The organism is Ramlibacter pallidus (assembly GCF_015070875.1).
Classification (GTDB): Bacteria; Pseudomonadota; Gammaproteobacteria; order Burkholderiales; family Burkholderiaceae_C; genus Ramlibacter; species Ramlibacter pallidus.
Window position 1 is genome coordinate 318,249 of sequence record NZ_JADDIV010000003.1, and the last position, 18,263, is coordinate 336,511.

Here is an 18,263-nt window from a genome sequence, read left to right on the forward strand (position 1 = left end):
TGACGGCTATTCCTGCCGGAAAGGGGACCTGGCCTCGAGGTGCTCCATGTAGCCCTCGATCCCGCGCCCTTCGCGTTCCAGGAACTTCTCCACCGCATCGGCGAAAGCCGGGTGCGCCAGCCAGTGCGCGCTGGTCGTCTTCACCGGCATCAGCGCCCGGGCCATCTTGTGCTCGCCCTGCGCGCCGCCTTCGAAGCGCGTGTAGCGGTTGGCGATACACCATTCCAGCGGCTGGTAGTAGCAGGCCTCGAAGTGCAGGCAGTCCACGCGTTCCAGGGCGCCCCAGTAGCGGCCGTAGGCCACCCCATCGCCGATCCCGATCAGGCTGCAGGCGATCGGCCGGCCGCCGCGTTCGGCGATCAACAGCAGCCAGTTCTCCGGCATGTGGTGCGCCATGCGGCGGAAGAAATCGCGCGTGAGGTAGGGTGGGTTGCCGTGCTCGAGGTAGGTGCGCTCGTAGCAGCGATAGAAGAAGTCCCAGTCGGCCTTGGTGATCGCGCGGCCCTCCGCGTGCCGGAAGGTGACGCCCGCTTCGGCCACCTTGCGGCGCTCCTGGCGGATCTTCTTGCGCTTCTCCTGCGCCAGGCCGCCGAGGAAGGCGTCGAAGTCCGCGTAGCCCGCGTTGCTCCAGTGGAACTGCACGGTGTGGCGCAGCATCAGCCCGGCCTCGCTGCAGGCGGCGACGTCCTCGTCGTCGGCGAACAGGAGGTGCCAGGACGAGACCTTCTTCTGTTTGCAGTACCCGAGCACGGCGCGCACCAGGGCCGCCCGTGCCTCGGCGTTGCGCGCCAGCAGCCGGGGACCCGGCACCGGCGTGAACGGCACGGCCGTCAGAGCCTTGGGGTAGTAGCGCAGGCCGTGCTGCTCGTATGCGTTCGCCCAGGCCCAGTCGAACACGTACTCGCCGTAGGAATGGCCCTTGAGGTACAGCGGGCAGGCCGCCTGCAGCTGGCCGCCGCGTGAGAGCGTGAGGAACTGCGGGCCCCAGCCGTTGTCCGGCGCGGCGCTGCCGCTGTCCTCCATGGCCGCCAGGTAGGCGTGGCGCATGAAGGGCGAGCCGCCGGCGTGCTGCAGCAGCGCGTCCCAGGCGCCGGCGTCCAGCTCCGACGCCGCGCACACCCGGGTGACATAATCGTTCGAGGGATCCGGTACTTCTGGCATCGCTGGCCGGATGATGCCGTGAAATGCCCCGGCGCTATCCTGTGGCCGGAAAATCCCGCACAACGACCATCCTGGAGAGAGAGCCCATGAAGCAGATCACCGCCATCGTCAAGCCGTTCAAGCTGGAAGAGGTCCGCGAAGGCCTGGCGGAGTGCGGCGTGACCGGGCTGACGGTCACCGAGGTCAAGGGCTTCGGCCGCCAGAAAGGCCACACCGAGCTGTACCGCGGCGCCGAGTACGTGGTGGACTTCCTGCCCAAGGTGAAGGTCGAAGTGGTGGTGAAGGACGACGACGTCGATCGCTGCATCGACGCCATCATCAAGGCCGCGCGCACCGGCAAGATCGGCGACGGCAAGATCTTCGTGACCGCCGTGGAGCGCGTGGTGCGCATCCGCACCGGCGAACTCGACGAATCGGCGGTCTGAGCCGCCCGGCTCAGCCGGCCTTCTTGCGGGCGGCCAGCACCCGGCTTTCCTTCTTGAGGCCCTGCGACACGGGGCACACCGCCTGCATGAAGCCCGTCAGCGTGCTCGCCAGGTTGTCGCGCTGCAGCCGGTAGAACACGAACTGCCCGCGCTTTTCGCCGACCACCAGGCCGGCGGACTCCAGGATCTTCAGGTGCTTGGACAGCGAGGGCTTCGTCATGTCGAAGCGCTCGGCGATCTCCCCCGCCGAGAGTTCGGTCTCGGACAGGTACGCCAGGATCTTGCGGCGCGGCGTGGAGGCGAGGGCTTCGAAGACTTTGTCCATGGAAGGATGCGCGGTGGAACCCGTCATTCTAGCGCGCAGTTCGGCAATTAGTTATTTAGCCCATTAGCTAATTAACTGGTATGCTCCCGTCCAAAGGAGCCCGCCATGGACGATCCGTCCCGCACCACCGTCTACTACAACAGCGCCTGTCCGGTCTGCGATGCCGGCATCCGCTCCGAACGCGGCCGCCTGCAGGGCTGCGACATCCGCTGGGTCGACGTGCACCAGCAGCCCGATGCCGTGCAGCCGCTGGGTGCCGGCCTCGAGGACGTGCGCAAGCGCCTGCACGTCGTGGATGCACAGGGCGGGCTGCACGTCGGCAGCGACGCCCTCGCGGAACTCATGGCGCAATCGCCACGGCGGCGTCCGCTGGCGCGCCTGCTGCGGGCGCCCGGCGTGCGGCAACTCGTGGCCGCCGGCTATGACCTCTTCGCCGCGGTCCTGTACCGCTGGAACCGCCGCCGCGGGCACTGGTAAGGAGCCGATATGACCGAACCCCTCCAAGCGAACTTCGACCCGGCCGAACTGGCCCGCTTCTCCGCCCTGGCGAGCCGGTGGTGGGACCCCAATTCCGAGTTCCGCCCGCTGCACCACATCAACCCCCTGCGGCTGGACTGGATCGCGGCGCTGTCGCCCCTGCCGCGGTCGACCGTGCTCGACGTGGGCTGCGGCGGCGGCATCCTGGCCGAAGCGATGGCCAGGCGCGGCGCCGACGTGACCGGGATCGACCTCGCCCGCGCGCCGCTGGCGGTCGCGACCTTGCATGCCCGCGAGGCCGGCGCGGCCGTGCGGTACCTCGCCACGAGCGCGGAAGAACTGGCGACGCGGCAAGCAGCCCGCTACGACGTCGTCACTTGCATGGAAATGCTGGAACACGTGCCCCGGCCGGCCGAAACGATCGCTGCCTGCGCTGCGCTGGTGAAGCCGGGCGGCTGGGTGTTCTTCTCGACCATCAACCGCACGCCCCTGAGCTGGCTGGTCGCCATCGTCGGGGCCGAATGGGTGCTGCGACTGCTGCCGCGCGGCACGCACCAGTGGCGCCGCTTCATCCGGCCGGCGGAACTGGTCGCCCAGGCGCAGGGCCAGGGCCTCGTGCTGGAGGACGCGCGGGGGCTCGGCTACAACCCGTTCACGCGCCGCTTCCGCCTGCACCGGTGGCAAGGCGTGGGTTACCTGCTGGCGTTCCGTCGTCCCGCGAATGCGCGGGGCTGAGCGCTAGAACTCCGACGTGTCCATGCCCGGCGGGCTGCGCCGGGCGGCTTCGACCAGTTGCGGCAGGAGCGTGGACGCATCGCTGCCGACGGTCAGCATGTCCATCTGCCAGTCGTTCATGAAGCCGTGCCGTACGCCCTGTTGCAGGAACTGCAGCAGCGGCGCGTAGTAGCCGTCCAGGTCGAGCAGCCCCACCGGCTTGCGGTGGAACTCCAGCACCCGCCAGGTCCAGGCTTCGAAGAACTCCTCGAAGGTGCCGATGCCGCCGGGCAGGGCGAGGAAGGCGTCGGCGCGCTCGGCCATCATGCTCTTGCGCTGGTGCATGTTGTCGACGATGTGCAGCTCGGTGCAGTCGCCCTTGGCCCACTCGCGCTGCACCATCGAGTCCGGGATCACGCCGACCACGCGACCGCCGGCGGCCAGCGTCGCATCCGCCAGCACGCCCATCAGCCCGTTGTTGCCGCCACCGTAGACCAGCTGGCCGCCGTTCGCGCCGATCCACTGGCCGACCTCGCGGGCGACTTCGGCAAAACGCGGGGTCGCGCCGGGGCGCGAGCCGCAGTAGACGCAGAGGGAGAATTTCGGGGTCATGCGGTGAAGAATTTCCAGAGGCCCGCGGCCCACACGCCGCCGGCGAAGACGACCGTGAGCAGCACGGCGGCGCTGCCCATGTCCTTCGAGCGCTTGGAGAGGTCGTGCCATTCGGGGCCGATGCGGTCGATCGCCGACTCGACGGCGGTGTTGAGGAGTTCGACGGCCAGCACCAGCATGACCGACCCGGCCAGCAGCGCGACCTCGACCCAGCTGCGGCCGATGTAGAAGGACAGCGGCAGCATCACGAAAGCGAGGCAGGCCTCGAGCCGGAAGGCGGCTTCGCCCCACCCGGCGCGCAGGCCGGCGAGCGAGTAGCCGGTGGCATGCCAGACCCGGATGAACCCGGTGCGCTGCTTCTGTGGATTGACCGGGGCGGCGAAGTCTGGCGGCGAGGACATGGCGGGATTGTCGCCGCGTTGCATGACGGTTCAGCGAGCGTCCACCAGCCGCGTCCCGGCCCATGCGTCGTGCCAGAACTGCCCTTGGGGATGGAACCGGCTCAGCACCGCCCACACCGCCACCCAGCCGAAGAAGATGACGGAGAGTTGCGCCACCGTGAACTGGCGCGAAGCGAGCGCCGCCAGCGGCGGCAGCACCCAGATCGAGCAGAAGACGTACCGAAGCAGCGCCCGGCCCTGCGTGAGCCGCTGCCCATGCCGATCGACGACGGTGATGCGCCAGGTCTTCATGGGCAGGGTCTGCCCCTTGGACCAGAAGAAGGAAAAGTAGATGCCGAAGACCACGGCGAGGAAGCCCTGCAGCAGCCAGCGGCGCGAGTCCATGCCGCTGCGCATGTCGATGGCGACGGAGAACACCAGGGTCGCGATGAGGCCCATCGCGAACAGGAGCAGGGCTTCGTAGAGCCAGCTTGCCATGCGCCGCGGCAGGGACGGCGCGGCCAGGGACGCAGGGACGCTCAAGGCAGGACGGGGGCGGGAGGCGGCGCGGCGGCGGGCGCAGCGGGAGGAACAGGCGCCGCCGCGGGCGCGGCAGGTGCCGGCGCCGGCCGCGGCAGCAGCGTGCGGGCATCGACCCGAGCGGGTGCGCCCGCTGCGCGCGCATCGGGCTCGGACTTCTTCGTCTTGGGCGGGATCTTGACCAGCTTCTGTTGCGGCACCGGCTGGGTGGCCGGCGCCGTGGGCGGAGGCGGGGGCTTGGCGGCGGTAGCGCCGGCGGCGAGCTTGCGCTTTTCCTCGGCAGGCAGCGCCTGGTAGGCCTCCCACTTGGCCTTCTTGTCGGTGGGCGCGACGGCCTGCGTGTCGGCGAAGTTCAGGCGGGCCAGGTTGCGCTGGTGCGGCGACAGGGCCGCCCACTCCGCCATCCGGCTGTGCAGCAGGGTGCGTTCGGCCGGCTGCATGCTGGGGTAGTTGGCGGACAAGGCGATCCACTTGCGCTTGTGCGCCGCCGTCAGCGTGCGCCACGTGGACGACAGCGGGGCCAGGGATTGCTGCTGCTGGGGCGTGAGCTCGGCCCAGCTGGGCGAAGCCTCGGCCTTGGGCCCGGACGGCACGCGGGTCGGCGGCCGCGCCTGCACCTGGGCGGACGCGGCGTCCCTGGCCGGCGCCGCGGCCGGCGGAGTGGATTGCGACCACGCGGCGCAGGCCAGCAGGCCGACCGGGAACAGGACGAGGAGACGCTTGCGGGGCACCAGGGGCATGGAGGGGCGCCTTACTCGGCGCGGGAGGACTGCTGCTTGAGGAACTGCACGAACCCGGGGTCGGCATAGGCGGCGGGCGGCAGGTCGTCGGTCAGCAGGGCCGCGTCGACCTCGGCCAGCTCGTTGGCGCGCAGGTCCGACTGGAAGCCGTGCAGCAGCACCAGGCCGCCGGCCAGCAGCAGGAGCGGCAGCACCGAGGCGATGCGCGTCCAGAGGCCCGGGGACCCGTCGCCGAGCGCCAGGCTGCCCGCACCGCCGCGCTGCCCGACGAGCACGGGCGCGGCCTCGGGCTTGCGGCGGACCTGCAGGGCGCGCACGCGCGCGGCCCGCAGGCGTTCGCGGGCTTCGTACGAGATCTCTTCCGTGCCGGCGGAGAGCCGGGCCGCGACCGCGCGGCCGAACTGGTCGGCCGGGGTGGGGTCGCGCAGTGTGTCCGTGGTGGTCATAGCTGGATTCCCTTGGCCTTCAGGGCCTTGCTGAGGGCGGCGACCGCCCGGGAACAGTGCGTCTTGACACTGCCTTCCGAGCAGCCCATGGCGGCCGCCGTTTCGGCCACGTCCATGTCCTCCCAGTAACGCATCAGGAATGCCTCTCGTTGACGTGCCGGAAGTTCCTTGATCTCCGCCTCGATTTCGCGGAAGACCTGGGCCCGCCGGGTCGAATCCTCGGCGCTTTCCACCTGCTGGGATTCCGGCGCGGCATAGGCCTCCAGCAGGTCGAAGTCCCCGTCGTCGCCGGCGGACTCGAAGTCGCTGAGGTTCGAGAAGAGGGCGTTGCGGGTCTTCTGCCGGCGGAAGAAGTCGAGCGTGCAGTTCGACAGGATCCGCTGGAACAGCATGGGCAGCTCGTTCGGCGGCTTGTCCCCGTAGTGCTCGGCCAGCTTCATCATGCTTTCCTGCACGATGTCCAGCGCGGCTTCCTCGTCGCGCACGTGGTAGACCGTGCGCTTGAAGGCACGTTTCTCCACGCCCACCAGGAAGTCGGAGAGTTCGCGTTCGGTGGCCAAGTGTCCGGGCGGGAGGGTGTGTTCTTGTGGCGCCCGGGCTGCAGGGCGCGCCGGGCAAGCCGGAAATTATGGCACCCGCGGGCAGGGGGCTTGGGGACTGTTCTGTTGCAGTGCGATAATGCCGGCTGCAAGTCAAAAGGCAAACGAGTCCGGATCCGGCGTGCGAAGCGCGCGCCCATGGCCCGGTGCTCTAAGTCCCGACGCAGCCTCACGAGGGCCGGCGCAGGGGCACCCCAAGGTTCGTTGTTCGAAACCCGAAAGGTTCATCATGGAAATCTCCCGCACGGAGCTCAGCTCCGCGGCCGCCGCCTCGGCAGGCCACACCCAGGACCTCCGCGGCGCCGAAATCCTCGTCAAGGCCCTCCAGGCCGAGAACGTCAAGTTCGTCTGGGGCTATCCCGGCGGCGCGGTGCTGCACATCTACGACGCGTTCTACAAGCAGGACACCATCCAGCACGTGCTGGTGCGCCATGAACAGGCGGCCGTGCACGCGGCCGACGGCTATGCCCGGGCCACCGGCGACGTCGGCGTGGCGCTGGTGACCTCCGGTCCCGGCGTGACCAACGCCGTGACGGGCATCGCCACCGCGTACATGGATTCCATTCCGATGGTGATCATCACCGGGCAGGTGCCCACGGCCGCGATCGGCCTGGACGCCTTCCAGGAATGCGACACCGTCGGCATCACCCGACCCATCGTCAAGCACAACTTCCTGGTGAAGGACGTGCGCGACATGGCGGAGGTTCTGAAGAAGGCCTTCCACATCGCCCGCAGCGGCCGTCCCGGCCCGGTGGTGGTGGACATCCCGAAGGACGTCTCCTTCAACAAGACCGCCTGGACCGGCTACCCGGACAAGGTGGAGATGCGCTCGTACAACCCGGTGCGCAAGGGCCACGGCGGCCAGATCCGCAAGGCGCTGCAGCTGCTGCTGGCGGCCAAGCGGCCCTACATCTACACCGGCGGCGGCGTGATCCTGGGCAATGCGACCGAGGAACTGCGCACGCTGGCCAACCTGCTCGGCTTTCCCTGCACCAACACGCTGATGGGCCTGGGCGCCATCTCCGGCACCGACCCGAAGTTCCTGGGCATGCTGGGCATGCACGGGACGATCGAGGCCAACAACGCGATGCAGAACTGCGACGTGCTGCTGGCCGTGGGCGCGCGCTTCGACGACCGCGTGATCGGCAACCCGAAGCACTTCGCCTCCAGCGACCGCAAGATCATCCACATCGACGTCGACCCCTCCAGCATCTCCAAGCGCGTGAAGGTCGACATCCCGATCGTCGGTGACGTCAAGGAAGTGCTGGCCGAACTGATCGCGCAGCTGAAGGAAAGCGGCACCAAGCCGGACGCCGCGGCACTGGGCGGCTGGTGGGAGACCATCGAGGGCTGGCGCAAGAAGGACTGCCTGAAGTACGACCGCGGCAACCGCGACGTGATCAAGCCGCAGCACGTGATCGAGACGCTGTGGAACATGACGAAGGACGTCGAGACCTACGTGACCTCCGACGTCGGCCAGCACCAGATGTGGGCCGCGCAGTTCTACAAGTTCCCGGAACCGCGGCGCTGGATCAACTCGGGCGGCCTCGGCACCATGGGCGTCGGCATCCCGTACGCCATGGGCATCAAGCTGGCCAAGCCGGACGCCGAGGTGTACTGCGTGACCGGCGAGGGCTCGGTGCAGATGTGCATCCAGGAACTCTCGACCTGCCTGCAGTACAACACGCCGATCAAGATCCTGGCGCTGAACAACCGCTACCTGGGCATGGTGCGCCAGTGGCAGGAACTCGACTACGAGGGCCGCTACAGCCACAGCTACATGGACGCGCTCCCCAACTTCGTGAAGCTGGCCGAGGCCTACGGCCACGTCGGCATGCTGATCGAGAAGCCGCAGGACGTGGAACCGGCGCTGCGCGAGGCGCGCAAGCTGAAGGACCGCACCGTGTTCATGGACTTCCGCACCGACCCGACGGAAAACGTCTGGCCGATGGTGAAGGCGGGCCAGGGCATCACCGAGATGCTGCTCGGCTCCGAGGATCTCTAAACCCAACCAACGGACGGCAAATCTATCGGCTGCCGAGCCCGCTGCTTACCGGCCGCGGGGGAGGGCACCGAAAAGAGGCGCCGGTTTGACATGAAGCACATCATTGCCGTGCTGCTCGAGAACGAGCCCGGCGCACTCTCCCGCGTGGTGGGCCTGTTCTCGGCCCGCGGCTACAACATCGAGTCGCTCACCGTGGCGCCGACGGAAGACCCGTCGCTGTCACGCATGACGATCCAGACCGCGGGGTCGGAGGACGTCATCGAGCAGATCACCAAGCACCTGAACCGCCTGATCGAGGTGGTCAAGGTCGTCGACCTCACCGAAGGCAGCTACACCGAGCGCGAGCTCATGATGGTGAAGGTGCGCGCGGTGGGCAAGGAGCGCGAGGAGATGAAGCGCATGGCCGACATCTTCCGCGGCCGCGTCATCGACGTCACCGACAAGAGCTACACCATCGAGCTCACCGGCGACCAGGCGAAGAACGACGCGTTCCTGCAAGCCATCGACCGCGGCGCGATCTTAGAAACGGTGCGGACGGGCGCTTCCGGCATCGGCCGCGGCGAACGCATCCTCCGGGTCTGACCCGCCCCGATTTCCCCCGAACGAATTTTCACTGGAGAGACTCATGAAGGTTTATTACGACAAGGACTGTGACCTGAGCCTGATCAAGGGCAAGACGGTCGCGATCATCGGCTACGGCTCCCAGGGCCATGCGCACGCGCAGAACCTGAACGACAGCGGCGTGAAGGTCGTGGTCGGCCTGCGCAAGGGCGGCGCCAGCTGGCCGAAGGTCGAGAAGGCCGGGCTGAAGGTCGCCGAAGTGGCCGATGCCGTGAAGTCCGCCGACGTCGTGATGATCCTGCTGCCGGACGAGCAGATCGCCACCGTCTACAAGAACGACGTCGAGCCGAACATCAAGCAGGGCGCCTCGCTGGCGTTCGCCCACGGCTTCAACGTGCACTACGGCCAGGTCGTGCCCCGCGCCGACCTCGACGTGTGGATGGTCGCGCCCAAGGCCCCGGGCCACACCGTGCGCAGCACGTACACGCAAGGCGGCGGCGTGCCCCACCTGGTCGCCGTGCATGCCGACAAGACCGGCAAGGCGCGTGACCTGGCCCTGTCTTACGCCATGGCCAACGGCGGCGGCAAGGCCGGCATCATCGAGACCAACTTCCGCGAAGAGACCGAGACCGACCTGTTCGGCGAGCAGGCCGTGCTGTGCGGCGGCACCGTGGAACTGATCAAGGCCGGCTACGAGACCCTGGTGGAAGCCGGCTACGCCCCCGAGATGGCGTACTTCGAGTGCCTGCACGAGCTGAAGCTGATCGTGGACCTGATCTACGAAGGCGGCATCGCGAACATGAACTACTCGATCTCCAACAACGCGGAGTACGGCGAGTACGTCACGGGCCCGCGCGTCATCACCGACGAGACGAAGAAGGTGATGAAGCAGGTGCTCAAGGACATCCAGACCGGCGAGTACGCCAAGAGCTTCATCCTGGAAAACCGCGCCGGCGCCCCGACCCTGCAGTCGCGCCGCCGCCTGAACGCCGAGCACTCGATCGAGGTGGTGGGCGAGCAGCTGCGCGCCATGATGCCCTGGATCAAGAAGAACAAGCTGGTGGACCAGACGCGCAATTGACGTTCGCTGAAGCCCTCAACCCCGCGCAGGCGGGGTCCAGAGCTTCCGAAGAAGCGGCCCCGCGGGGCCGCTTCTTCCTTTCTGGAAGCCCTGGATTCCCGCCTGCGCGGGAATGACGGAAGGTCGGGCGGCCCACGGCGAGGCGACTTCCCGGTGCCCCAAGGCCGAATACACTCACGCCCTATGCACGACGGACACGAGTCGCAGCCGGACCATCTCCCCGACGGGGTGGTGGTGCGCAAGCGCCGCAAGGGCATCTACATCCTGCCCAACCTCTTCACGCTGGCGGCCCTCTTCGGCGGCTTCTACGCGGTGGTGATGGCCATGAACGGCCGCTTCGACCTCGCGGCCATCGGCGTGTTCAGCGCGATGGTGCTCGACAGCCTCGACGGCCGCGTCGCGCGCATGACCAACACGCAGAGCGCCTTCGGCGAGCAGATGGATTCCCTCTCGGACATGGTGTCGTTCGGCGCCGCGCCGGCGCTGATCGCGTACGAGTGGGCGCTCAAGGGCCTGGGCCGCTGGGGCTGGATCGCCGCCTTCGTCTATTGCGCCTGCGCCGCGCTGCGCCTGGCGCGCTTCAACGTGAATACGCAGGTGGTCGACAAGCGCTTCTTCCAGGGCCTGCCGTCGCCGGCGGCCGCGGCGCTGGTGGCCGGCTTCATCTGGCTGATGACGGACCTGGAGGTCAAGCCGTACGACGTGAAGTGGTGGATCTTCGCGGTGGCGTTGTACGCCGGCCTGACGATGGTCACCAACGTGCCGTTCTACAGCTTCAAGGACGTGCAGATGAAGAAGAGCGTGCCCTTCGCCGTGATCGTGCTGATCGCGCTGGGCATCGCGGTCGTCAACATCGACCCGCCCACCGTGCTGTTCGCGGTCTTCGTCTGCTACGGCATCTCGGGCTACGTGCTCTACGGCTGGCGCAAGGCCAAGGGGCAGCGGGCCAGCATGATCAGCACCTCCACCGACGAACCCGAGGAAAGCGGGCTGCACCGCTAGCCGCCGGGCTTGACGGGCCCTCCCGTCCCTGTGCTACAGTCGACCGCATGAACCGCATTGCGCTGGCCCTACTGCTATCCCCCCACGGGCGGAGTCGGTAGCGCGCGCGTTATTCCGGAACCACGGCCCGTTTGCACCAGCAGCGGGCCGTTTTTCATGGGGGCTGCTGGTCCACCCACCACCCAGCGAGACCACCATGCCGATGTTGAAGAACCCCGCCAGCAAGTACCGCCCCTTCGCGCCGGTGCGGCTGGCGGACCGCACCTGGCCCGATGCCGTCCTCACGCGGCCGCCCCTGTGGTGCAGCGTCGACTTGCGCGACGGCAACCAGGCGCTGATCGAGCCGATGGACATCGCCCGCAAGCTGCGCATGTTCGAGACGCTGGTGGCGATCGGCTTCAAGGAGATCGAGGTCGGTTTCCCCTCGGCCTCGCAGGTCGAGTTCGACTTCGTGCGCAAGCTGATCGATGAAGGCAGGATCCCGGCCGACGTCACGATCCAGGTCCTCACGCAGGCGCGCGAGCCGCTGGTGCGCCGCACCTTCGAGGCGCTGCAGGGCGCGCCGCGCGCGATCGTGCATCTGTACAACGCCACCGCGCCCGTCATGCGCAAGGTGGTGCTCGGACTGGACGAGGACGGCATCGTCGAACTGGCCACGAGCCAGGCTCGCCTCTTCGTGGAACTGGCTGCACGACAGCCGGAGACGCGATGGACCTTCCAGTACTCGCCCGAGATGTTCTCCGGCACCGAGCTCGCCTTCGCCAAGCGCGTCGTCGACGCGGTGACCGAGGTCTGGCAGCCGACGCCCGGGCGCAAGTGCATCGTGAACCTGCCTTCGACGGTGGAGCACTCCACGCCGAACATCTTCGCCGACATGGTGGAGTGGATGCACCGGCACCTGGCGCGCCGCGACAGCATCGTGCTGTCGGTCCACCCGCACAACGACCGCGGCACCGGCACGGCGGCCGGCGAGTTCGCGGTGATGGCGGGCGCCGACCGACTGGAGGGGTGCCTGTTCGGCAACGGCGAGCGCACCGGCAACCTCGACCTGGTGAGCGTCGCCCTCAACCTGTACAGCCAGGGCGTGGATCCCGGCCTCGACTTCTCGGACATCGACGAGATCCGGCGCACCGTGGAGCACTGCAACCAGCTGCCCGTGCACCCGCGCCATCCCTACGTCGGCGACCTGGTCTACACCTCGTTCTCCGGCTCGCACCAGGACGCGATCAAGAAAGCGTTCGCGGCGCGCAAGGAGGGCGAACCCTGGGACATGCCCTACCTGCCGATCGACCCCAAGGACCTCGGGCGCAGCTACGAGGCCGTGATCCGCGTGAACAGCCAGTCCGGCAAGGGCGGCATCTCCTACCTGCTGGAGGCGGAGTACGGCCTGGAGCTGCCGCGGCGCCTGCAGATCGAGTTCAGCCAGGTGGTGCAGGCGGTCATGGACGCCAGCGGCAAGGAGCTGAGCGCGCAGGACCTGTGGGCGCTGTTCCAGCAGGAGTACCGCGTGGGGCAGGGCAGCGTCTCGCACCGGCTCGTCGAGTCCGGCGCGGCGGGCGAGCGGGTCACGCTGGCGGCCGATGTGCGGTTCGGCGACGCTGCCGTGGCCGTCCGAGGGGCGGGCAACGGGCCGATCGACGCCTTCGTCGAGGGGCTTGTGCAGGCCACGGGCGTGCCCATCCGCGTGCTCGACTACCATGAGCATGCCATCGCCGCGGGCGCCGACGCGCGGGCGGTCGCCTACCTCGAACTGCGGGTGGGTGACCAGACCCTCTTTGGCGTCGGCATGCACGCCAACATCGTCTCGGCTTCGCTCCAGGCGATCGTCTCCGGACTGCAGCGCGCCGGCCAGGCCATCGAACAACAGGAACCCACATGGCAGACCAACTGATCATCTTCGACACCACGCTGCGCGACGGCGAGCAATCGCCCGGCGCCTCCATGACCAAGGACGAGAAGCTGCGCATCGCGCGGCAACTGGAACGCCTGCGGGTGGACGTGATCGAGGCGGGCTTCGCGGCCAGCTCCAACGGCGACTTCGAAGCCGTGCAGTCCATCGCCAACGCGATCAAGGATTCCACCGTCTGCTCGCTGTCGCGCGCCAACGACCGCGACATTTCGCGGGCGGCCGAAGCGCTGAAGGGCGCGGCGCGCGCCCGCATCCACACCTTCATCGCGACCTCGCCGCTGCACATGGAAAAGAAGCTGCGCATGTCGCCCGAGCAGGTGCTGGAGCAGGCGAAGCAGTCGGTGCGGTTCGCGCGCAACCTGTGCGGCGACATCGAGTTCTCGCCGGAGGACGGCTACCGCAGCGAGATGGACTTCCTCTGTCGCGTGCTGGAGACGGTCATCGCGGAAGGCGCGACGACGATCAACGTGCCGGACACGGTCGGCTATGCGGTGCCGGAGCTGTACGGCGAGTTCATCCGCACGCTGCGCGAGCGCGTGCCGAACTCCGACAAGGCGATCTGGTCGGTGCACTGCCACAACGACCTCGGCATGGCGGTGGCCAATTCCCTGGCCGGCGTGAAGATCGGCGGCGCGCGCCAGGTCGAGTGCACGATCAATGGCCTGGGCGAACGGGCCGGCAACTGTTCGCTGGAAGAGATCGTCATGGCGGTCAAGACCCGCAAGGACTACTTCGGCCTCGAGTGCGCCATCGACACCCGGCACATCGTGCCCGCCAGCCGCATGGTCAGCCAGACCACCGGCTTCGTGGTGCAGCCGAACAAGGCCGTCGTCGGTGCCAACGCCTTCGCGCACGCCAGCGGCATCCACCAGGACGGCGTGCTCAAGGCCCGCGACACCTACGAGATCATGCGGGCCGAGGACGTGGGCTGGAGCTCCAACAAGATGGTGCTGGGCAAGCTTTCGGGCCGCAACGCTTTCAAGGCGCGCCTGCAGGAGCTCGGCGTCCAGCTCGAGAGCGAGGCGGAGATCAATGCCGCCTTCGCCAAGTTCAAGGAGCTGGCCGACCGCAAGAGCGAGATCTTCGACGAGGACATCCTGGCGCTGGTGAGCGACGAGTCGGTGACGCCGGAGCAGGAAACCTTCCGCCTTGTCTCCTTGCGGCAACACAGCGAGACGGGCGAGCGGCCGCAGGCCGAGGTCGTCTTCATGGCCGACGGGAAGGAAGTCCGCGGCGCGTCGGATGGCAATGGGCCGGTCGACGCATCGCTGAAAGCCATCGAGAGCCACGTGAAGAGCGGGGCCGAGATGGTGCTGTATTCGGTCAACGCCATCAGCGGCTCCACCGAGAGCCAGGGCGAAGTGACGGTGCGGCTGCAGAACAGCGGGCGGGTGGTCAACGGTGTGGGTGCCGACCCGGACATCGTGGTGGCTTCGGCCAAAGCCTACCTGAGCGCGCTCAACAAACTGCAGAGCAAGGCGGACCGCGTCGCGGCGCAAGGTTAGGGGAGGAGAGCTCCTGGGGTTAGTACGGATTCCTTAGCTCAGCTGTGAAGTTACCGTCGCAAGTGCTTGATTTTTGTAACTTTTACCGCGCGAGCTGAAGAGGCGCAGTACACTCCCGTTCGAGGGTGTAAGTTGTTTCCTACATCCCGGGCGTCGTTGCCAGGAGTACCCACTTGAACCGTCTCGTCCATGCGATTGCACTGAGTGTCTTGGCTCTGGCATTGGCCCCCGCGGCGGCGGAGGCAGGTTCCAAGCGTTCCGTGGTGAAGAAGCCGGGCACCACCGTGATCAAGCGGGCCCGGGTCAGCAAGACCTTCGTGGCCAAGCAGTCCCGCCGGTCCATCGTCCGGCTGGCGCCGCCCCGTCCCTCCTTCGGCCAACTGGCCGGCCTGCACTCCACCCAGGACGACCTCGACCTGCGCTCCAGCGTGGCTCTGGTGATCGACCAGGACACCCAGCAGGTGCTGTTGTCCAAGAACGACTCGGCCGTCCTGCCGATCGCCTCGCTGACCAAGCTGATGACCGGCCTGATCATCAGCGAAGCCCGCCTGCCGATGGACGAGGCGATCACGATCACCCAGGACGACGTGGACACCGAGAAGGGCAGCAGTTCCCGCCTGCGCGTGGGCACGACGCTCACCCGTGGCGAGTTGATGCACCTGTCGCTGATGTCCAGCGAGAACCGCGCCGCCCACGCGCTGGGCCGGACCTACCCCGGCGGCATGAACGCCTTCGTCGAGGCCATGAACGCGCGCGCCAAGCTGCTCGGCATGAATGACACGAATTACGTGGAACCCACGGGCCTGTCGAGCCGCAACCAGTCCAGTGCCAAGGATCTGGTGCGGCTGGTCAGCGTGGCTTCCAACGACTCCATGCTGCGCGAGCTGTCGACGTCGCCCGGCCGCGAAGTCGCCGTCGGCAACCGCACCCTGCAGTACAACAACACCAACCGCCTGGTGAAGCACCCCGAGTGGGACATCGGCCTGCAGAAGACCGGCTACATCTCGGAAGCCGGCCAGTGCCTGGTGATGCAGGCCAAGGTGGCGGGCCGCAAGCTCATCATGGTGTTCCTGGATTCCGCCGGCAAGCTCAGCCGCATCGGCGACGCCGAGCGCGTGCGCAAGTGGGTCGAGACGCAGGTGCCGGCCCCGACGCCGGCCACCAACGGCAACACGGTCATCCGGCACGTCAGCGGCTGATCCCTTGCCGGCGTCCCCGCGAAGGCGGGGATCCAGAGCTTCCAGAGAAAAAGCGGCCCGCGGGCCGCTTTCGTCTTCCAACGCCCTGGATTCCCGCCTCCGCGGGAATGACGGAAGGTGGGGTTATGCCGCCAGGCGTTGCGTCGGCGGCTTGTAGCCGAGCGCGGCCGAGATCTCCTCCGCGGTCGCCTGCAGCTTCACCAGCCAGTTCTCGTCGAGCCGGTCCGCCGGTGCCGAGATCGACAGGCCGGCCACCAGCCGCGCCTGGTCGTCGTAGATGCCGGCGGCCATGCAGCGTACGCCCAGCTCCAGTTCCTCGTTGTCGCGCGCGATGCCGTACTGGCGAGCCTTGGCGAGTTCGCGTTCCAGCACCGGCAGCTGCGTGATGCTGTTCTTCGTGTGGCCCGCAAGGCCGGTGCGCGTGGCATACGCGCGCACGCGCTGCGCGTCGTCGACGGCCAGGAACAGCTTGCCGGTGGAGGTGAGGTGCAGGGGCGCCCGGCCGCCGATCGCGCGCACCACCTGCATGCCGCTGCGTTCGCTGTAGGCGCGCTCGACGTAGACGATCTCGTCGCCTTGCCGCACGCTCAGGTTCACCGGCTGCTGGATCTGCTTGTGCAGTTCGCGCATCGGCGTCAGGGCGGCATCGCGCACGTTCAGGCGCGCCTTCACCATGTTGCCCAGTTCCAGCAGCCGCATCCCCAGCCGGTAGCTGCCGGCCTCGGGGCGGTCGACGAAGCGGCCGGTAGCGAGGTCGTTCAGGATGCGGTGCGTGGTCGACGGGTGCAGGCCGGTCTTCTCGCTGATCTCCTTGAGCGAGATGGCCTCCTCGCGCGAAGCCAGCACGTCGATCAGCGCGAACATGCGCTCGATCACCTGGATGGTGGGAGTGGCCGGGCCGGTGGAGTCTTTGTTTCGCATGGGGCGTTCCTTGCCCCGCATTTTATCTTGTGAAATCGGCGGCGCGTCCAGCGCCCGATTTCAGCCCGCGGCGGGTGCGTCGCCGGCCTGCCACTCGCCGTCGACGAGGACCTGGTGCGGATGGAACCGCGCCTTGTAGTTCATCTTGCCGCTCTCGGCGATCCAGTACCCGAGATACACGTGGGGCAGCTTCAGGCGCCTGGCCTGGTCGATCTGCCACAGCACGCTGTAGGTGCCGTAGCTCGCGGCAGGGTCCGGTTCGTAGAACGTGTAGACCGCGGAGATGCCGTCGTTCAGCACGTCGAGGATGGACACCATGCGCAGCGGGCCGGGACCGCCGTCCGGCAGCGTCTCCCGGAACTCCACGAGCCGCGAGTTCACCCGGCTTTGCAGCAGGAACTGCGTGTACTGGTCGATGCTGTCGTGGTCCATGCCACCGCCGGCGTGGCGGCCGGTCTGATAGCGCAGGTACAGGTGGTAGTGCTCGGGCACGAAGCAGAGCTTGAGCACGCGGGCCTGCAGGTTGCCGTGGCGCGTCCAGGCGCGCCGCTGGCTGCGGCTCGGCTGGAAGCCGTCGACCACCACGCGCAGCGGCACGCACGCGCGGCAGCCGTCGCAGTAGGGGCGGTAGGTGAACATGCCGCTGCGCCGGAACCCGCTGGTGACCAAGTCCGAGTACGCGTCGTTGTGGATCAGGTGGCTGGGCGTGGCCACCTGCGACCGGGCCTGCTTGCCGGGCAGGTAGCTGCACGGGTAGGGCGCCGTCGCGTAGAACTGCAGCGTCTGGAGCGGGAGGTCCTTGAGATGCGTCACGCGTCTGTGGGATGCGGCAGGATTGCGTTCCAGTATACGGGTTCGAACCGCCACGGCGCTTCGGCGCGCCGGGATTCCAGGCCGACATGTTGCACAAATTGCGACCGCGGGATCTCGCGCGCGCCCAGCGACGCCAGGTGCCGCGTGTTCTGCTGGCAATCGATGAGTCCGACCCCGGCCTGCCGGCACCATGCGACGAGGGCGGCGAGCGCGATCTTCGAGGCGTCCGGGACGCGCGTGAACATCGATTCGCCGAACACGGCGCGGCCGCTCACCACGCAGTAGAGGCCGCCGGCCAGGCGGCCGTCGATCCAGGTCTCGACGCTGTGCGCATAGCCGGCGCGGTGGAACGCCTGGTACGCCTCGACCATGGCGGGAACGATCCAGGTGCCGGACTGGCCGGGACGGTCGCTGGTGGCGCAGGCGCGGATAACCGCGTCGAAATCCGCGTCGAACCGGATCTCGCAGCGCGGGTCGGCGGCGAAGCGGGCGACCGTCTTGCGCAGCGAGCGGTGCAGCCTGAACTCGTCGGCGAAGAGCACCATGCGCGGGTCCGTGCTCCACCACAGGATCGGCTGGCCTTCGCTGAACCAGGGGAAGATGCCCCGCGCATAGGCGCGCTGCAGGCTGTCGACATCCAGCGCGCCGCCGGCGGCCAGCAGCCCCGGTGCCGGCTGTTTCTCGTCCCAGGCCAGTTCGGGATCCGGAAAGGGGTCGCCAGGTTGGAGCCAGGGCAGGTGCATGGGACGGCGGGACACGGTGGGACCTTCTCTCGGGGCATTGTGCCTGCCATGGCACGGGCGTGAAGCGGCGCGTGCGGTCCATCCGACAGCGGCGCGGGAAAAATC

Annotated in this window: 21 protein-coding genes; 10 read left to right on the forward strand and 11 right to left on the reverse strand. The window is 68.1% G+C overall.

Annotated features, from left to right (window positions below):
• Positions 1 to 6: 6 nt before the first annotated feature.
• Positions 7 to 1,161: a GNAT family N-acetyltransferase gene (locus tag IM787_RS10710; RefSeq protein WP_193676658.1), complete on the reverse strand. Its 1,155-nt coding sequence runs from the start codon at positions 1,159 to 1,161 to the stop codon at positions 7 to 9.
• An 86-nt stretch (positions 1,162 to 1,247) separates the two neighbouring features.
• On the opposite strand from IM787_RS10710, the gene IM787_RS10715 reads away from it, so the two are divergent.
• Entirely contained in the window at positions 1,248 to 1,586 is a 339-nt protein-coding gene (locus tag IM787_RS10715; RefSeq protein WP_193676659.1) for a P-II family nitrogen regulator, read from the forward strand.
• A gap of 10 nt (positions 1,587 to 1,596) precedes the next feature.
• On the opposite strand, the gene IM787_RS10720 is transcribed toward IM787_RS10715, so the two are convergent.
• A complete protein-coding gene (locus tag IM787_RS10720) occupies positions 1,597 to 1,911 on the reverse strand; it encodes a metalloregulator ArsR/SmtB family transcription factor (RefSeq protein WP_193676660.1) in 315 nt (104 codons plus the stop codon).
• A gap of 105 nt (positions 1,912 to 2,016) precedes the next feature.
• On the opposite strand from IM787_RS10720, the gene IM787_RS10725 reads away from it, so the two are divergent.
• Positions 2,017 to 2,388 carry a thiol-disulfide oxidoreductase DCC family protein gene (locus tag IM787_RS10725; protein WP_193676661.1) on the forward strand — a complete coding sequence of 124 codons (372 nt, stop codon included), beginning with the start codon at positions 2,017 to 2,019 and terminating at the stop codon, positions 2,386 to 2,388.
• A gap of 9 nt (positions 2,389 to 2,397) precedes the next feature.
• Positions 2,398 to 3,123: a bifunctional 2-polyprenyl-6-hydroxyphenol methylase/3-demethylubiquinol 3-O-methyltransferase UbiG gene (gene ubiG / locus IM787_RS10730; protein ID WP_193676662.1), complete on the forward strand. Its 726-nt coding sequence runs from the start codon at positions 2,398 to 2,400 to the stop codon at positions 3,121 to 3,123.
• Between the two features lie 3 nt (positions 3,124 to 3,126).
• On the opposite strand, the gene IM787_RS10735 is transcribed toward ubiG, so the two are convergent.
• The 6 genes from IM787_RS10735 to IM787_RS10760 are packed head-to-tail and all read right to left on the reverse strand — an operon-like array spanning position 3,127 to position 6,380.
• On the reverse strand, positions 3,127 to 3,714 hold the full coding sequence (locus IM787_RS10735) for an LOG family protein (RefSeq protein WP_193676663.1): 588 nt from the start codon (positions 3,712 to 3,714) through the stop codon (positions 3,127 to 3,129).
• Positions 3,711 to 4,115: a diacylglycerol kinase gene (locus tag IM787_RS10740; protein WP_193676664.1), complete on the reverse strand. Its 405-nt coding sequence runs from the start codon at positions 4,113 to 4,115 to the stop codon at positions 3,711 to 3,713. Before IM787_RS10740 ends, IM787_RS10735 begins: the two co-directional genes overlap by 4 nt.
• 30 nt (positions 4,116 to 4,145) lie before the next feature.
• On the reverse strand, positions 4,146 to 4,592 hold the full coding sequence (locus IM787_RS10745; protein ID WP_193676665.1) for an RDD family protein: 447 nt from the start codon (positions 4,590 to 4,592) through the stop codon (positions 4,146 to 4,148).
• Positions 4,593 to 4,633: 41 nt separating this feature from the next.
• Positions 4,634 to 5,374, reverse strand: a complete 741-nt coding sequence (locus IM787_RS10750; RefSeq protein WP_227494266.1) for a DUF3106 domain-containing protein — start codon at positions 5,372 to 5,374, stop codon at positions 4,634 to 4,636.
• Between the two features lie 11 nt (positions 5,375 to 5,385).
• Positions 5,386 to 5,820 (reverse strand): DUF3619 family protein, encoded by a 435-nt coding sequence (locus IM787_RS10755; protein WP_193676666.1) that lies wholly within the window; start codon positions 5,818 to 5,820, stop codon positions 5,386 to 5,388.
• The gene (locus tag IM787_RS10760; RefSeq protein ID WP_193676667.1) at positions 5,817 to 6,380 is read right to left on the reverse strand and encodes an RNA polymerase sigma factor; all 564 of its coding nucleotides are present in this window, start codon (positions 6,378 to 6,380) and stop codon (positions 5,817 to 5,819) included. Before IM787_RS10760 ends, IM787_RS10755 begins: the two co-directional genes overlap by 4 nt.
• A 268-nt stretch (positions 6,381 to 6,648) precedes the next feature.
• On the opposite strand from IM787_RS10760, the gene IM787_RS10765 reads away from it, so the two are divergent.
• The 7 genes from IM787_RS10765 (at position 6,649) to pbpG (ending at position 15,681) form a co-directional block, all read left to right on the forward strand.
• Entirely contained in the window at positions 6,649 to 8,424 is a 1,776-nt protein-coding gene (locus IM787_RS10765; RefSeq protein WP_193676668.1) for an acetolactate synthase 3 catalytic subunit, read from the forward strand.
• Positions 8,425 to 8,514: 90 nt separating this feature from the next.
• Complete coding sequence (ilvN, locus tag IM787_RS10770; protein ID WP_193676669.1) at positions 8,515 to 9,006, forward strand: acetolactate synthase small subunit; 492 nt, start codon at positions 8,515 to 8,517, stop codon at positions 9,004 to 9,006.
• 43 nt (positions 9,007 to 9,049) lie between these two features.
• On the forward strand, positions 9,050 to 10,066 hold the full coding sequence (gene ilvC, locus IM787_RS10775; protein WP_193676670.1) for a ketol-acid reductoisomerase: 1,017 nt from the start codon (positions 9,050 to 9,052) through the stop codon (positions 10,064 to 10,066).
• Positions 10,067 to 10,249: 183 nt separating this feature from the next.
• A complete protein-coding gene (pssA, locus tag IM787_RS10780; RefSeq protein ID WP_193676671.1) occupies positions 10,250 to 11,068 on the forward strand; it encodes a CDP-diacylglycerol--serine O-phosphatidyltransferase in 819 nt (272 codons plus the stop codon).
• Between the two features lie 202 nt (positions 11,069 to 11,270).
• The gene (leuA, locus tag IM787_RS10785; RefSeq protein WP_193677104.1) at positions 11,271 to 12,959 is read left to right on the forward strand and encodes a 2-isopropylmalate synthase; all 1,689 of its coding nucleotides are present in this window, start codon (positions 11,271 to 11,273) and stop codon (positions 12,957 to 12,959) included.
• The gene (locus IM787_RS10790; RefSeq protein ID WP_193676672.1) at positions 12,944 to 14,482 is read left to right on the forward strand and encodes a 2-isopropylmalate synthase; all 1,539 of its coding nucleotides are present in this window, start codon (positions 12,944 to 12,946) and stop codon (positions 14,480 to 14,482) included. The genes leuA and IM787_RS10790 overlap by 16 nt, the downstream gene beginning before the upstream one ends.
• Positions 14,483 to 14,691: 209 nt before the next feature.
• Entirely contained in the window at positions 14,692 to 15,681 is a 990-nt protein-coding gene (pbpG, locus tag IM787_RS10795; RefSeq protein WP_227494267.1) for a D-alanyl-D-alanine endopeptidase, read from the forward strand.
• Between the two features lie 123 nt (positions 15,682 to 15,804).
• Here pbpG and IM787_RS10800 read toward each other — a convergent pair whose 3' ends face one another.
• The 3 genes from IM787_RS10800 to aat are packed head-to-tail and all read right to left on the reverse strand — an operon-like array spanning position 15,805 to position 18,158.
• Entirely contained in the window at positions 15,805 to 16,602 is a 798-nt protein-coding gene (locus tag IM787_RS10800) for an IclR family transcriptional regulator (RefSeq protein ID WP_193676673.1), read from the reverse strand.
• 60 nt (positions 16,603 to 16,662) lie between these two features.
• Complete coding sequence (locus IM787_RS10805) at positions 16,663 to 17,415, reverse strand: arginyltransferase (protein ID WP_193676674.1); 753 nt, start codon at positions 17,413 to 17,415, stop codon at positions 16,663 to 16,665.
• Positions 17,412 to 18,158: a leucyl/phenylalanyl-tRNA--protein transferase gene (gene aat / locus IM787_RS10810; protein WP_193677106.1), complete on the reverse strand. Its 747-nt coding sequence runs from the start codon at positions 18,156 to 18,158 to the stop codon at positions 17,412 to 17,414. Before aat ends, IM787_RS10805 begins: the two co-directional genes overlap by 4 nt.
• Positions 18,159 to 18,263: the final 105 nt, after the last annotated feature.

What these genes read in the sequence shown, in the direction of transcription:
- IM787_RS10710 (WP_193676658.1), bottom strand. Translation starts at nt 1,161, where the DNA reads ATGCCAGAAGTACCGGATCCCTCGAACGATTATGTCACCCGGGTGTGC.
- IM787_RS10715 (WP_193676659.1), top strand. Translation starts at nt 1,248, where the DNA reads ATGAAGCAGATCACCGCCATCGTCAAGCCGTTCAAGCTGGAAGAGGTC.
- IM787_RS10720 (WP_193676660.1), bottom strand. Translation starts at nt 1,911, where the DNA reads ATGGACAAAGTCTTCGAAGCCCTCGCCTCCACGCCGCGCCGCAAGATC.
- IM787_RS10725 (WP_193676661.1), top strand. Translation starts at nt 2,017, where the DNA reads ATGGACGATCCGTCCCGCACCACCGTCTACTACAACAGCGCCTGTCCG.
- ubiG (WP_193676662.1), top strand. Translation starts at nt 2,398, where the DNA reads ATGACCGAACCCCTCCAAGCGAACTTCGACCCGGCCGAACTGGCCCGC.
- IM787_RS10735 (WP_193676663.1), bottom strand. Translation starts at nt 3,714, where the DNA reads ATGACCCCGAAATTCTCCCTCTGCGTCTACTGCGGCTCGCGCCCCGGC.
- IM787_RS10740 (WP_193676664.1), bottom strand. Translation starts at nt 4,115, where the DNA reads ATGTCCTCGCCGCCAGACTTCGCCGCCCCGGTCAATCCACAGAAGCAG.
- IM787_RS10745 (WP_193676665.1), bottom strand. Translation starts at nt 4,592, where the DNA reads ATGGCAAGCTGGCTCTACGAAGCCCTGCTCCTGTTCGCGATGGGCCTC.
- IM787_RS10750 (WP_227494266.1), bottom strand. Translation starts at nt 5,374, where the DNA reads ATGCCCCTGGTGCCCCGCAAGCGTCTCCTCGTCCTGTTCCCGGTCGGC.
- IM787_RS10755 (WP_193676666.1), bottom strand. Translation starts at nt 5,820, where the DNA reads ATGACCACCACGGACACACTGCGCGACCCCACCCCGGCCGACCAGTTC.
- IM787_RS10765 (WP_193676668.1), top strand. Translation starts at nt 6,649, where the DNA reads ATGGAAATCTCCCGCACGGAGCTCAGCTCCGCGGCCGCCGCCTCGGCA.
- ilvN (WP_193676669.1), top strand. Translation starts at nt 8,515, where the DNA reads ATGAAGCACATCATTGCCGTGCTGCTCGAGAACGAGCCCGGCGCACTC.
- ilvC (WP_193676670.1), top strand. Translation starts at nt 9,050, where the DNA reads ATGAAGGTTTATTACGACAAGGACTGTGACCTGAGCCTGATCAAGGGC.
- pssA (WP_193676671.1), top strand. Translation starts at nt 10,250, where the DNA reads ATGCACGACGGACACGAGTCGCAGCCGGACCATCTCCCCGACGGGGTG.
- leuA (WP_193677104.1), top strand. Translation starts at nt 11,271, where the DNA reads ATGTTGAAGAACCCCGCCAGCAAGTACCGCCCCTTCGCGCCGGTGCGG.
- IM787_RS10790 (WP_193676672.1), top strand. Translation starts at nt 12,944, where the DNA reads ATGGCAGACCAACTGATCATCTTCGACACCACGCTGCGCGACGGCGAG.
- IM787_RS10800 (WP_193676673.1), bottom strand. Translation starts at nt 16,602, where the DNA reads ATGCGAAACAAAGACTCCACCGGCCCGGCCACTCCCACCATCCAGGTG.
- aat (WP_193677106.1), bottom strand. Translation starts at nt 18,158, where the DNA reads ATGCACCTGCCCTGGCTCCAACCTGGCGACCCCTTTCCGGATCCCGAA.